This is a genomic window from Polaromonas sp. (assembly GCF_013817205.1).
GTDB lineage: Bacteria > Pseudomonadota > Gammaproteobacteria > Burkholderiales > Burkholderiaceae_C > Polaromonas.
The window spans coordinates 17,018-30,739 of record NZ_JACDDD010000044.1 but is presented as its reverse complement, the minus strand read 5'-3'; the positions used below and the strand labels follow the sequence as shown (position 1 = coordinate 30,739).

Genomic DNA, 13,722 nt, shown 5'->3' with positions numbered 1-13,722 from the left:
GGCCAGTCGCTACAGGGCGCCCTGTCAGCCGCACCCGATCTTGACTTCGCAGCATGGCTGGCGCCGGCCGTACATACCGGCCTGCTGCTCGGCGCTCGCGCTCTGTGATTTGGCAAAAAAGGACAAGCCATGAACACCACCCCCTCACCTGTGCAAAAAGTGCTGGGCCTCTGGCGCCGCTTCAGTACGGCGCTGGATTTGCTGCAGCCCGCCGCAGCGCTGGCCGCGCGACTGTATGTTGGCCAGGTGTTTTTCCTGTCTGGCCTGACCAAGCTGCGGGACTGGGAGACCACAGTGGCGCTGTTCACCGATGAATACAAGGTGCCGGTGCTGCCGCCGGCGGTGGCAGCATTCATGGGCACGGCCGGTGAGCTGGTACTGCCCGTGCTGCTGGTGCTGGGCCTGGCCGGGCGTTTCTCCGCATTGGGCCTGTTCGTCGTTAACGCCGTGGCGGTGATTTCGCTCAGCGAGATCGCGCCCGCCGCCCTGCAGCAGCACATCTTCTGGGGCGCGCTATTGGCCGGCCTGGCGATCTACGGGCCTGGCGCCTGGTCGCTGGACCGCTGGCTGGCGCCGCGCATCATGCGCGGCCAGTCCGGAATCTAAGGTCAAATCGGCCACCCGCCCTTGTCTGGCAAGCGCAAACAGCTATCAATTTAGGAGCGCTTTCCGGATGCTGCGGTTTACCAGTTGACCTCACGGTCCGGCGTCGAGCCGATGCGGTGGATCGACAGGTCGGCGCCTTCGTACTCTTCCTCCTGCGTCATGCGCAGGCCCAGGGTCGCCTTGATCAGGCCGTAAACCGCAAAACCCGCCAGCAGCGCCCAGGCTATGCCCATGGCCGTGCCGATCAGCTGCGCGCCCAGGCTCACGCCGCCCAGCCCGCCCAGCGCCTTGCTGCCGAAGATGCCGCAGGCAATGCCGCCCCAGGCGCCGCACAGGCCGTGCAGCGGCCAGACACCCAGCACGTCGTCGATCTTCCAGCGGTTCTGCGTCAGGGTGAACATCAGCACAAACACCGCGCCGGCGATCGCGCCGGTGACCAGCGCGCCCAGAGGGTGCATCAGGTCCGAGCCCGCGCACACAGCGACCAGCCCGGCCAGCGGGCCGTTGTGCACAAAACCCGGGTCGTTTTTGCCCAGCGCCAGCGCCGCCAGCGTGCCGCCGACCATGGCCATCAGGGAGTTGACGGCGACCAGGCCGGAGATCTTGTCAATCGTCTGCGCACTCATGACGTTGAAGCCGAACCAGCCCACCGTCAGGATCCAGGCGCCCAGCGCGAGGAAGGGAATGCTGGACGGCGGGTGCGCCGAGATGCCGCCGTCCTTGCGGTAGCGGTTGCTGCGCGCACCGAGCAAAATCACCGCCGGCAGCGCCAGCCAGCCACCGATGGCGTGGACCACGATGGAGCCGGCGAAGTCGTGAAACTCGGCGCCAGTGAAGTCCTTGATCCAGGCCTGCACACCAAAACGCTGGTTCCACACCACACCCTCAAACAGCGGGTAGACCAGACCGACGATCACGGCTGTGGCCAGCAACTGCGGGTAAAAACGCGCCCGCTCGGCAATACCGCCGGAGATGATGGCCGGGATTGCTGCCGCAAAAGTCAGCAGAAAGAAAAATTTGACCAGTTCGTAACCGTTTTTGGCCGCCAGTTGTTCGGCCCCGACAAAAAAGCTGGTGCCGTAAGCCACGCCATAACCAACGATGAAATACACCACGGTGGAGACCGAAAAGTCCACCAGGATCTTGACCAGCGCATTGACCTGGTTCTTCTTGCGAACCGTGCCCAGCTCCAGAAAGGCAAAACCGGCGTGCATGGCCAGAACCATGATGCCGCCCAGCAGGATGAACAAGGCATCCGAGCCCTGTTTTAGTGCGTCCATAAGAATCCTCTTGAATGGTTTGTGCTGTTTTAGTGCGAAACAGGATTGAAAAAATCAAAAGCACCAAAACCAAGCAATAAGTGCGCCAGACAAGTGCGCACCAGCTTGGGGTGCTGCCGTGCATGGCGCCGGCTAGAATGACGACCTGTCATTGGGGAGTAGCCACCCTTTCAATCCTGAAAGGGGCTCGCGTCAACAGACTTGTCCGGTCACGGACATGGCGCCAGCAGTCCATCGGACCCCGCGAGACCTTTAACTGCACAGACACCCTTGGCCGGGGATGCCGTGCAGTCATTGGTTTTCGGCCGGAGTCTTATTCATGGAAGCTTTCCTCGTCTCCACCGGCATCGTTGCCCTCGCCGAGATGGGCGACAAGACGCAACTCCTCGCCCTCGTCCTCGCTGCGCGTTTTCGCAAGCCCTGGCCCATCGTCGCCGGCATTTTTGTGGCCACGCTTGCCAACCATGCGCTGGCCGGCGCGCTGGGCGCTTGGCTGACCACCGTGGTCGGGCCGCAGACGCTGCGCTACATCCTCGGCGCGTCTTTCCTCGCCATGGCGGTGTGGATGCTGGTTCCCGACAAGCTTGAAAACGGCGAGGATGCCAAACCGCCACGCTGGGGCGTGTTCGCCACCACCGTGGCCGTGTTTTTTCTGGCCGAGATGGGCGACAAGACGCAGATCGCCACGGTCATGCTGGCGGCACGTTATGACGCCATGGCCGCCGTTGTGGCCGGCACCACACTGGGCATGATGCTGGCCAACGCACCCGTCGTCTGGCTTGGCGAACGCGTGACGCGTCTGGTGCCTCTGCGTGTGGTGCACATCGTGTCGGCCCTGATTTTTGCGGGGCTCGGGCTGGCCGCCTTGCTGATCAAGGCTTGATCCACGTGGCCTTCTCCATTCCATCCCCGGGGCAGCGAGTGACCGAGGAGGCTCTTCTCTGTTCAAGCAGGGGCCGCGGATCTGGCTTCGCCAGTCCGCAGGCGCAGCGGCCCCCTCGGGGGGCAGGGCGCTACACGCAGTGAGCAACCGTGGGGGCCATATCCAGCGGGGTATACTTAATCAGCGCCGATTTGCCAGCTTGCGGGCGCTTAAAAAGTTCAGCTAAAGACGACATCCACGACCCGGACTCGCTTTTAGCGATGCCGGGTTTTTGTTTTGTGGGGCTTTCCTTGACGCTTGTTGCCACGCCGCAGTCCATGCATTTTGCCGACGCCTTGCCGCTGCAAAGCGGCGCGTCCATCCGCGCCTACGACCTGAGCTACGAAACCTACGGCACGCTCAACGCGGACAAATCGAATGCCGTGCTGATTTGCCACGCGCTCAATGCCTCGCACCATGTAGCGGGGATTTACCTCGATGAATCGGGCGCCCCGGTGCCGCGTTCCGAAGGCTGGTGGGACACCATGATTGGCCCCGGCAAGCCGGTGGATACGGACCGGTTTTTTGTCATTGGGGTCAACAACCTCGGCTCCTGCTTCGGCTCGACCGGGCCGATGCAAACCCATCCCGATACCGGCCAGGTTTACGGCGCCGACTTCCCGGTGGTGACGGTGCAGGACTGGGTCGATGCGCAGGCCAGGCTGCTCGACGCGCTGGGCATCCAGACGCTGGCCGCCGTCATGGGCGGCAGCCTGGGCGGCATGCAGGCGCTGAGCTGGACGCTGCAATACCCGGACCGCGTGCGCCATGCCGTGGTGGTTGCCAGCGCGCCGAATCTGACGGCCGAAAACATTGCCTTCAACGAGGTGGCGCGCCGCGCCATCGTCACTGATCCGGACTTTCACGGCGGCCACTTCTATCGCCACGGCGTGTTGCCGCAGCGCGGCCTGCGTATTGCCCGCATGATCGGCCACATCACTTACCTCAGCGACGACGTGATGAATGAAAAGTTCGGGCGCCAGCTTCGGCAGGCGGTCGTTGAAACCGCTGGCCTGGATGTCGATGGTGAGGCCCCGGCCCGGGCAGCGGCCTACCGGTACAGCACCCAGGACGTCGAGTTCCAAATTGAAAGTTACCTGCGTTACCAGGGAGACAAGTTCAGCGAGTACTTCGACGCGAACACCTATTTGCTGATCACGCGCGCACTCGACTATTTCGACCCGGCCGCCGCCCACGGCGGCAACCTGACGCGTGCACTGGTGCAGGCCAGCGCCAAGTTCCTGCTGGTGAGCTTCACCACCGACTGGCGCTTTTCGCCGGCGCGCAGCCGCGAGATCGTCAAGGCCCTGCTCGACAACCAGCGAGACGTGAGTTACGCCGAGATTGACGCACCCCACGGCCATGATGCCTTTTTGCTCGACGACCCTCGCTATCTGGGCGTGGTGCGCTCCTATTTTGAGAGCAAGGTGGCGCCATGAAGCAGTCCCCTGCCCGCCTTTCCGCCGACCAGCTGTCCATCACGCGGCTGGTGCCGCCGGCCTCCCGTGTGCTGGATCTTGGCTGTGGCGATGGCGCCATGCTCGACCACCTGATCCGCGAACGCGGCTGCACCGGCTATGGCGTGGAGATAGACGACGCGAACGTGCAGGCCTGTGTAGCGCGTGGCGTCAATGTCATCCAGCTGAATCTGGATGAAGGCCTGGCCATGTTTGGCGACGCCAGTTTTGATGTGGTGCTGCAGATCGACACCTTGCAGCATCTGCACAACACCGAGGTCATGCTGCGTGAGACCGCGCGCGTCGGGCGCACCGGCATCGTGGCTTTTCCCAATTTCGGCCACTGGCCGAACCGCCTGGCGGTGCTGCGCGGCCGCATGCCGGTGACCAAGGTCCTGCCCTACCAGTGGTATGACACGCCGAACATCCGGGTCGGCACCCTGCAGGATTTTGCCGCGCTGGCGCAGAAAAACCGGCTCAAGATCATTGACTCGTTTGGCTTGCAGGATGGCCAGGAAATCCGCTTCTGGCCCAACGGACGCGCCAGTCGCGCGGTGTTCAAGTTTCAGCACGGTTAGCCGCAGGGCTGGCTCCGCCGCTGCGCTGCTGGTAATATCCAGCCATCGGGATTTCAGCCTCCCGACTCTTCACAGAAAGACGGTGTCCCGTCCAAGCGCTGGTAACACTCATTGGAGTATTCCGTGGACACCTCTACCCTTTCCGTTCCCCAAATCACCCCCGAAGAACTTGCTGCCCGCATGGGCCGCGCCGATGCCCCCTTGTTGCTCGACGTCCGGCGCGAGGGCAAATTTGCAGAAAGCCCCCGCATGCTTGCCTCGGCGCGGCGCTGTGCACCTGAAGACGTCGCGGCACTGGCGGCCGCCGGACCGGCGCGCGAGGTGGTCGTGTATTGCGTTTATGGCCACAACGTGAGTGCGGATGCGGCAGCGCTGCTGCGCGCCGCAGGCTGGGACGCGCGCGCACTGGCCGGCGGCATCGGAGGTGGTGAAGATGGCGTGGACAGCATGGAAAATATCGTCCGATGGCGCGTGACGCCGTTGCCCACCATGCGCAAGCGCGCCGACTGGGGTGTGACCGGCGAGCGGGCGTCGCGCTGGATCACGCGGGAGCGACCCAAGATTGACCGCATCGCCTGCCCTTGGCTGATACGCCGATTTATCGACCCGCGCGCGGAATTCTTTTATGTTCCGACTGCACAGGTCTTCAGTGAAGCGGCGCGGCTGAAAGCCGTGGCCTATGACCTCCCGGGCGCACCGGTGACGCACGAGGGCGAATGGTGCAGCTTTGATGGTTTGCTTCGCGCGTTCGAGATCGAAGACCCGGCGGTGGACCACCTTGCCCGCGTCGTGCGCGGGGCCGACACCGGCCGCCTAGCGCTGGAGCCGCAGTGCGCCGGCCTGCTGGCCTTCTCGCTGGGTTTGTCCGCTTTGCACCGGGATGACCACAGCATGCTGGAAGCCGCGATGCCGCTGTACGACGCGCTCTACGCCTGGTGCGCCAGCGAAGCACAGGCCGTATGGCAAGGCAAATCACCCGAGGGGCACAACTGGAAGCCGGAAACCCTGACAGGTGCGCGCGCATGATGCCGGCCACCAGGCTGCCCGAAGGGGTCAGTTTCAGCGAGGCCGTTCGCTTCTGGCTCAAGCTGGGCTTCATCAGTTTCGGTGGGCCGGCAGGGCAGATTGCCATCATGCACCGCGAACTGGTTGAGCAGAGGCGCTGGATCTCGGAAAAGCGCTTTTTACACGCGCTCAACTACTGCATGTTGCTGCCCGGACCGGAAGCGCAGCAACTCGCTACTTACATCGGCTGGCTGATGCACCGGACTTGGGGCGGTGTGGTGGCCGGCGCGCTGTTTGTGCTGCCTTCGCTGTTTATCCTGATTGCGCTGAGCTGGGTTTATGTCGCCTTCGGCGATGTGCCGCTGGTCGCCGGAATTTTTTACGGTATTAAGCCAGCCGTCGCGGCCATCGTGCTTCAGGCGGTTTACCGCATCGGCAGCAAATCATTGAGAAATCCACGCAAGGCCCCCGTCCCGTGGGCGATAGCAGCTATCAGTTTTATAGCAATTGCCGTGCTGCATGTGCCTTTTCCGTGGGTGGTGATGGGCGCTGCACTGACTGGCTGGCTGTGTGCGCGTTTTGCGCCCGGGCAGTTCGCCGCCGGGGGACATGCGTCTGCAAGCGGGCCGCATGCGCCCGCGCTGATTGACGACGACACACCCACGCCGCCGCATGCGCAATTCAAAAAATCGCGGCTGGCGATGGTGCTTGCCGTCGGCGTCCTGCTCTGGCTGCTGCCTATGGGCGCGCTACTGGTGTGGCAGGGCTGGGACGGCGCCCTCACGCAGATGAGCTGGTTCTTCACCAAGGCGGCGTTGCTGACCTTTGGCGGCGCCTATGCGGTGTTGCCCTATGTGTACCAGGGCGCCGTCGATCAGTTCGGCTGGCTCACCGGCCCGCAGATGATCGACGGCCTGGCGCTGGGTGAAACCACGCCCGGGCCTCTGATCATGGTGGTGGCTTTTGTGGCCTTTGTCGGCGGCTGGACCAAGGAAGTGCTGGGGCCGGATGCCTTGTTCCAGGGTGCCGCCCTGGCGGCGCTGCTGGTGACCTGGTTCACCTTCCTGCCGTCCTTCATCTTCATCCTCGCGGGCGGGCCGCTGGTGGAGTCCACCCACGGCAAGCTTCTCTTCACCGCACCGCTGGCGGCCATCACCGCCGCCGTGGTTGGGGTGATCGCAAGTCTTGCTCTGTTTTTCATAGCGCATGTCGCTTTGCCGACGGGGGCTGAGGCCGGATTTGCTTCGAATGTGGCATGGCCGGCGGTGGCGATCATGGTGGCGGCCAGTGTGGCGCTCCTGCGTTACAAGGCCGGCGTGATCCCGGTGATTGCGGCCTGTGCGCTGGCCGGCTTGCTGCTGCGTCTGGCCGGCCTGGCCTGATTGTTGGCGGCCCCACGTTTGTTCGCTGCGCGTAACTCTCTGCCCCCAAAGGGGGCTGGCCTTGCTTGGGGCGGCCCGGCGCGGCGGCCGGCCTCTGCGCGTTATGCTCAGGCCCATGCAAGCCTCCCAGGACACCACGCCCTCCGCGCGGGCGCCTGCCGTGTTTGAGCGCCTGTTTGGCGGCTGGGTCCACACGGTCACGCCTGAAACGCTGCGCCATGACCTGATGGCGGCCCTGCTGGGTGCGGTGCTGGTGCTGCCCCAAGGCATTGCCTTTGCCACACTGGCCGGCTTGCCGCCCGAATATGGCCTCTACACCGCCATCGTGCCCTGCATTGTTGCCGCGCTGTTCGGTTCGAGCTGGCATGTGATGTCGGGGCCGACCAATGCCAACTCGCTGGCGCTGTTTGCCATGGTGTCGCCGCTGGCGCTGGCCTTCAGCCCCGGTTATATCCAGATGGCGCTGGCGGTCACGGTGCTGGTGGGCATCATGCAGTGGCTGATCGGCGCGCTGCGGCTGGGCAGCCTGGCCAACTTCATCTCGCCGGCCGCGCTGTTCGGTTTCACATCGGGCGCGGCCTTGTTGATCGCTGTTTACGCGCTGCCGGATCTGCTGGGTCTGGCGCCGGCCGCAGAACATGGCGCGGCCGCGGTCTTGATACACGTGCTGAGGCAGTTGGGTGCGCTGCAGCCGGCGGCACTCGCGGTGGCTGGGGTGACGATTGCCATCGCGCTGCTGGTGCGGCGACTGCGCCCAAGCTGGCCGTCCATGCTGGCCGGTCTGGTGGCGGCGACGCTGTTGGGCTGGGGCTGGGCCACCTACGTCAGTACCGCGCCGCTGCCACTGCGCACCGTTGGCCAGATCCAGACGCCCTGGCCGCAATTTGCCGTGCCCACGGTGAGCTGGTCGGCGCTGTCCGAACTGCTGGGCCTGGCGTTTGCGCTGACGATTGTGGCCCTGGGCCAATCCATCTCGATTGCCAAGGCGGTGGCAGCGCGTTCCGGTCAGCGCATCGACGCCAACCGCGAGTTTCGGGGCCAGGGTCTGTCCAACATCGTTGGCGGATTCTTTTCTTCTTACGTCTCCTGCGGCTCGCTGAACCGCTCCATGCCGAATCTGGAGGCCGGCGCGCGCACGCCGCTGGCGGCGGTGTTCTCGGCGGTGTTGCTGCTGGTGCTGGTGGCGCTCAGCGCGAAGCTGCTGGCGCAAATCCCGATGGCTGCGCTGGCCGCACTGTTGCTGCTGGTGGCGGTGTCCCTGCTGGACATCAAGCGCTGGAAGCAGCTGTGGGCGCTGAGCCGCACCGAGTTCGGCGTGGCCTTCGCCACGATGGTTGCGACGGTCAGCATCCGGCTTGAGGTCGCCATTTTGCTGGGCACGCTGCTGTCGCTGATGTCCTTTCTGTACCGCACCTCAAAGCCGGCGATGCGCACCATGGGTTTTGACAGCCGGGTGCCGGACCGGCAGTTTGTGGTGCTGGCCGATGCGGAAAACCCACTGCAAGAATGTCCCCAGCTGAAACTGCTGCGCATGGAGGGAGAGGTTTATTTCGGCGCAACCCAGCATGTGGCCGACACGCTGCACGCGCTGCGCCACGCGCCGCAGCCGCAAAAACACTTGCTGGTGATGGGCAAAAGCATGAACTTCATCGACCTGGCCGGTGCCCAGCTCTGGGAGCAGGAGCTTGTTGCGCGCCGCGTCATGGGCGGCGATCTGTACTTTCACCGGCCGCGCCCGGAAGTCATTCAGATGTGGCAGACCACAGGCTTCACACGCCTGCTGGGACCCGCGCACCAGTTCCCTGACAAGCGCAGCGCGATCGCGACAATTTTCACGCGGTTGGACCCGGCGATCTGCCGCCAGTGCACGGTGCGCATTTTTGAGGAATGCCGCAGCGTGCCCGGGCCGGATGCGGTGACGCCTAGACCGGCGGCTTGAAACCGAGCCGCTGCAGCAAACCCATGGCGGCATGCGGGGCCTTCTCTTTGGCGCCGTTGATGAAGAAGACAAACACGTCGCGGGGCGCGCTCTTGCTTTTGGGGGTTTCCAGGCGCGGCAGCTCCGCCGGCTCGCCGCCTTGCGCCCAGCGCTGCGCCGCCGCCGCCCAGCCATCCAGCGCCTTGGGCGCGTAGCCGTTTTTGAGCTTCGCGTCGCTGCACATCAGCCGTGCATAAACGAAGTCGGACGTCAGGTCGGCAAAGGACGGGAAATCCGGCGAGTCGGTAAACACCGTCGCGCAGTGGTGCTTGCGCGCCAGCGCCAGGTAGTCCGGTGTCATGAAGCTGGGATGCCGCACATCGAGCACGTGGCGCAGCCTGAGGCCATCCACACTCTTCGGCAGCAGTGTCAGGAAGGCGCCGAAATCCTCGGCATCAAACACCTTGGTTGGCGCGAACTGCCAGACGATAGGACCCAGCTTGGCGCCGAGCTCGCTGATGCCGCTGTCCACGAAGCGTGTGATCGATTCGCCGGCCTCGGCCAGCACCCGGCGATTGGTGCTGAATCGGCTGGCCTTGAGCGAAAAAACAAAGTCGTCGGGTGTATCGTCGCGCCATTTGGCAAAGGTAGCCGGTTTGAAAGTGCTGTAGTAAGTGCCGTTGACCTCGATGGTGCTGAGCTGGCGGCTGGCATAGCCCAGTTCCTGGCTTTGCGGCAGTTTGGCCGGGTAAAAGTTGTCGCGCCAGGGCGCATAGGTCCAGCCGCCGATGCCGACGCGGATGCCTGGAGCGGGGGGTGACGTTTTTTTCACGGGCACTTTCATCAATGCAGGACTTGCGCATGGTTGCAGAAAAAGACCCGGCGCGCCAAGCACCCCTCAAAGCCGGAGTGGCACGAGTGGCCTGGCACAGGTACAGTAGCCCTTTAGCATCACCTCCCGGAGTTGTCATGAACGCCCCCCTGCACCGCGAAATCCCCGCCGGCCTGCTCAATGACGCGCAGGCCCTGTCCGATGTCAGCGTCCAGTGGGACCGCGACATCGTCAAGCAGATCACCGACTACATCACCATTCCGGCCAAGTCGCCGTCTTTTGATGCCGACTGGGCCGGCCACGGCCACATCGATACCGTGATGCGCAATGCCGCGGCCTGGGTCGAGGCGCAGAAGGTCGAGGGCCTCAAGCTCGAGATCGTCCGGCTGGAAGGTCGCACCCCGGTGCTGTTTTTCGAGGTGCCGGCGACCAAAGCCGGTTCGACGGAGACAGTTCTTATGTATGGGCATCTGGACAAGCAGCCCGAATTCACCGGCTGGCGCAGTGACCTCGGCCCCTGGACACCCAAATACGAAGACGGCAAGCTGTTCGGCCGCGGTGGTGCCGATGACGGTTATGCGGTCTACGCCAGCGTTGCGGCCATCCAGGCGCTCAAAAGCCAGAAGGTCGCGCATCCGCGCATCGTCGGCCTGGTGGAGACCTGCGAGGAAAGCGGCTCCTACGATCTGCTGCCGTATGTCGATGCCTTGCGCACCCGACTTGGGGACGTCGGCTTGGTGATCTGCCTGGATTCCGGTGCCGGCAACTACGACCAGCTCTGGCTGACCACTTCGTTGCGCGGCATGGCCAGCGGCGTGCTCAAGGTCGAGATCCTGACCGAAGGGGTGCATTCGGGCGACGCCAGCGGTCTGGTGCCCTCGAGCTTTCGCATCATGCGCCAGGTGCTGGACCGCCTCGAGGACAGCAAGACCGGCCGCTTGTTGCCGCAAAGCTTTCACTGCGAGATCCCGGCCGAGCGGCTGGCGCAGGCGCAGGTCACGGCGCAAATTCTGGGCGACCAGATCTACAAGCGCTTCCCTTGGGCGCACCACGACTGCGGCGGCGCCACCACCTTTGCCTTGCCGACCACCACCGATCCGGTCGAGGCGCTGCTTAACCGCACCTGGAAACCGACACTGAGCGTGACTGGCGCCGACGGCTTTCCCGAAATGGGCAATGCCGGCAATGTGCTGCGGCCGTACACCGCCTTCAAGCTGTCGCTGCGCCTGCCGCCGCTGATCGATGCCGGCAGTGCGGTCCAGGAGCTCAAGACCTTGCTCGAAGACAACGCGCCCTACCAGGCCAAAGTCACGTTTGAAAGCGCCGGCGGTGCGACCGGCTGGAACGCGCCCTCGACCTCGCCGTGGTTCCAGAAAGCGCTGGACGATGCCTCGCAGGCTCACTACGGCGCGCCCTGCGGCACGATTGGTCAGGGCGGCACCATTCCGCTGATGAACATGTTGAGCCAGGGCTTCCCGAAGGCGCAGATGATGGTCTGCGGCGTTCTCGGCCCGAAAAGCAATGCGCACGGGCCCAACGAGTTTCTGCATGTGCCCTATGCCAAGAAGATCACGGCTGCCGTGGCGCACGTCATCGCCTGCATGCCCTGAGAGCGCGAGTCGTGGACAAACCGATGCTGGCGCCGTTCACCGCGCGTGATGGCGAAAACCTGGCGCTGTACGAATGGCCGATGGCAGCCTGGCATTCCGATGATGCGCTGCCACCACGCGCCGTGGTGCTGATTGTTCATGGCCTGGGCGAACACGCCTGCCGCTACGACCATGTGGCGCGGCAACTGCTTGACTGGGGCTTTGTGGTACGCGCCTACGACCAGCGCGGTCACGGGGAGTCTGGTGGCGCCCGCGGCGGCCTGAGCAGCGAGGCCCTGCTGCTGGAAGACCTGGCCGAGGTGGTGGACGACACGCGCCAGCGCGCCCGGCGCCTGCCGCGCCTGGGCGACCCCGCCACCCCGCTGCCGCTGATCCTGCTGGGCCACAGCCTGGGTGGCCTGGTGGTCGGTCGTTTTGTGTCGCTGCAGTTGCGGCCGGTCGAGGGCCTGGTGATGTCCTCTCCGGCGCTGGACCCTGGCCTGAATGCGCTGCAAAAGCTGATGCTGGCCGTCGTGCCCTCGGTTGCACCCAATCTGCGCGTCAACAACGGCCTCAAGCCCGAATACATCTCGCATGACAGCCAGGTGGTCAAAAAGTACCTGGCCGACCCGCTGGTGCACGCCAAGGTTTCTGCCCGGCTGGCCAAATTCATTGCCACTGCCGGGCCCGCCACGGTGGCCGCAGCCAGCACCTGGGCCACGCCGACATTGCTGATGTATGCCGGTGCCGACAAGTTGGTCAACCCGGCCGGCAGCCGTGCCTTTGCCGAGGCGGCCGGGCGCAACAGCGCCGGGATGGTCACTAGCCGCTGTTTTGACGCGCTGTACCACGAGCTGTTCAACGAGCTGGACGCAACACCGGTGTTTGCCACCCTCAAAGCCTGGCTGGACGCGCGGTTTTAAGCAAAAAAGGCCTGTAGCCCCCGTCCTGCGGGCGCAAGCAGCTATGAAATCAGGAGCAATTACGGTGTTGCCGGGCGGCGGCGCTGCAGCGCCAGCCACCCGAGCGCCAGCCCTGTGAGCCCCAGCGGCAGCAGCGAACCAAGGTTCAGCAGGGTCCAGCCCTGGGTGGTGACCAGCACGCCCGAGGCCAGTGAGGACAGCGCCAGCACCGCAAACACGCAGAAGTTGAGCGCGCCCTGGGCCTTGTCTTTTTCCTCAGGGCGGTAAGCCGTCAGGGCCAGCGTGGTGGCGCCGGTGAACAGGAAGTTCCATCCGACGCCGAGCAGAAACAGCGCCGCCAGGAACTGGTGCAGTTCAACCCCTGACAGCGCAATCAGCACGCAGGCCACGTTGAGCGCCAGCCCGATACCCATGATGGACAAGGTGCCGAAACGCTTGATCAGATGGCCGGTGAAAAAACCGGGCGCAAACATGCCGATCACATGCCATTCAAGCACCAGCGCCGCGTCGGAAAATGGCAGGCCGCAAACCTGCATGGCAATTGGCGTGGCTGCCATCAGCAAATTCATCACGCCGAAACCTAGCGCGCCGGCCGCAGCCGCAACAATAAACACGGGCTGGCGCATGATTTCGCGCAAGGGTCGGCCGCCGCTGGCGGCCTGCTGCGGCGGGGTGGGCGGGAAGTGGATGAAGGCCAGCAAGACCATGGCCAGCAGCGCCACGACGCTGAGGGCGAGGTAGGCGCCGGCAAAGGGAACAGCGGTCAGGGTGCGGGTGCCCGCTGCCAGATTCGGGCCGGCAATCGCGCCTATCAGCCCGCCCGCCATCACCAGCGATACGGCCTTTTCGCGGAAGGCCGGCAGTGCCAGCTCGGCGGCGGCAAACCGGTAAAGCTGGGCATTGGCGTTGTAATAACCGGCGACGACGGTGGCGGCGACCAGCAGCCAGAAATGGCGGCTGTAGGCCGCGTAACAGCACAGCAGGGCCGACAGCACCGCCACCCCCAGCCCCAACTGGAACGAGGTCTTGCGTCCGAATCGCTTCTGGGTGCGTGCCACCAGCCCGGTCGATAGCGCGCCGCCCACCACGTAACCCATGACCGGCAGGGTCGCCATCCAGCCCAGCGGCGCCAGCGCCAGCCCGACCAGGCCGTTGATAGCGATAAAGGTTACGTTGTTGGTGAGAAACAGGCCCTGGCAGATCGCCAGCAGCCAGAGGTTGCGGTTCATA

At 64.5% G+C, this 13,722-nt stretch carries 12 protein-coding genes and 1 riboswitch; of the genes, 9 read left to right on the top strand and 3 right to left on the bottom strand.

Features of this window, described 5'->3' with window-relative positions:
- Positions 1-129 precede the first annotated feature (129 nt).
- Positions 130-606: a DoxX family protein gene (locus tag H0W47_RS11490; protein ID WP_296924410.1), complete on the top strand. Its 477-nt coding sequence runs from the start codon at positions 130-132 to the stop codon at positions 604-606.
- Between the two features lie 77 nt (positions 607-683).
- Here H0W47_RS11490 and H0W47_RS11485 read toward each other — a convergent pair whose 3' ends face one another.
- Positions 684-1,886 carry an ammonium transporter gene (locus tag H0W47_RS11485; protein ID WP_296924408.1) on the bottom strand — a complete coding sequence of 401 codons (1,203 nt, stop codon included), beginning with the start codon at positions 1,884-1,886 and terminating at the stop codon, positions 684-686.
- A 141-nt stretch (positions 1,887-2,027) separates the two neighbouring features.
- A riboswitch (yybP-ykoY riboswitch) is annotated at positions 2,028-2,199 on the top strand.
- A 6-nt stretch (positions 2,200-2,205) separates the two neighbouring features.
- Between H0W47_RS11485 and H0W47_RS11480 the strand changes: the two genes are divergently transcribed.
- The 6 genes from H0W47_RS11480 to H0W47_RS11455 all read left to right on the top strand — a co-directional run bounded on the left by H0W47_RS11480 (position 2,206) and on the right by H0W47_RS11455 (position 9,169).
- Positions 2,206-2,769, top strand: coding sequence for a TMEM165/GDT1 family protein (locus tag H0W47_RS11480; RefSeq protein WP_296924406.1), 564 nt, complete (start codon positions 2,206-2,208; stop codon positions 2,767-2,769).
- Between the two features lie 290 nt (positions 2,770-3,059).
- Positions 3,060-4,247 carry a homoserine O-acetyltransferase gene (locus H0W47_RS11475; protein ID WP_296924404.1) on the top strand — a complete coding sequence of 396 codons (1,188 nt, stop codon included), beginning with the start codon at positions 3,060-3,062 and terminating at the stop codon, positions 4,245-4,247.
- Positions 4,244-4,843, top strand: coding sequence for a methionine biosynthesis protein MetW (gene metW, locus H0W47_RS11470; protein ID WP_296924402.1), 600 nt, complete (start codon positions 4,244-4,246; stop codon positions 4,841-4,843). The genes H0W47_RS11475 and metW overlap by 4 nt, the downstream gene beginning before the upstream one ends.
- Before the next feature lie 123 nt (positions 4,844-4,966).
- Positions 4,967-5,869 (top strand): chromate resistance protein ChrB domain-containing protein, encoded by a 903-nt coding sequence (locus H0W47_RS11465; protein ID WP_296924400.1) that lies wholly within the window; start codon positions 4,967-4,969, stop codon positions 5,867-5,869.
- Positions 5,866-7,230, top strand: coding sequence for a chromate efflux transporter (gene chrA / locus H0W47_RS11460; protein ID WP_296924398.1), 1,365 nt, complete (start codon positions 5,866-5,868; stop codon positions 7,228-7,230). The genes H0W47_RS11465 and chrA overlap by 4 nt, the downstream gene beginning before the upstream one ends.
- Before the next feature lie 115 nt (positions 7,231-7,345).
- Positions 7,346-9,169 carry a SulP family inorganic anion transporter gene (locus tag H0W47_RS11455; protein ID WP_296924396.1) on the top strand — a complete coding sequence of 608 codons (1,824 nt, stop codon included), beginning with the start codon at positions 7,346-7,348 and terminating at the stop codon, positions 9,167-9,169.
- On the opposite strand, the gene H0W47_RS11450 is transcribed toward H0W47_RS11455, so the two are convergent.
- Positions 9,153-9,992, bottom strand: coding sequence for a DUF72 domain-containing protein (locus H0W47_RS11450; protein WP_296924394.1), 840 nt, complete (start codon positions 9,990-9,992; stop codon positions 9,153-9,155). The genes H0W47_RS11455 and H0W47_RS11450 overlap by 17 nt on opposite strands.
- 125 nt (positions 9,993-10,117) lie before the next feature.
- Here H0W47_RS11450 and H0W47_RS11445 point away from each other — a divergent pair, with 125 nt between their 5' ends.
- Positions 10,118-11,590 carry a M20 family metallopeptidase gene (locus tag H0W47_RS11445; protein WP_296924392.1) on the top strand — a complete coding sequence of 491 codons (1,473 nt, stop codon included), beginning with the start codon at positions 10,118-10,120 and terminating at the stop codon, positions 11,588-11,590.
- A gap of 23 nt (positions 11,591-11,613) precedes the next feature.
- Positions 11,614-12,492: an alpha/beta hydrolase gene (locus H0W47_RS11440; RefSeq protein ID WP_296924415.1), complete on the top strand. Its 879-nt coding sequence runs from the start codon at positions 11,614-11,616 to the stop codon at positions 12,490-12,492.
- 59 nt (positions 12,493-12,551) lie between these two features.
- Here the strand turns inward: H0W47_RS11440 and H0W47_RS11435 are convergent, their stop codons facing one another.
- Entirely contained in the window at positions 12,552-13,721 is a 1,170-nt protein-coding gene (locus H0W47_RS11435) for an MFS transporter (RefSeq protein WP_296924390.1), read from the bottom strand.
- Position 13,722 lies beyond the last annotated feature (1 nt).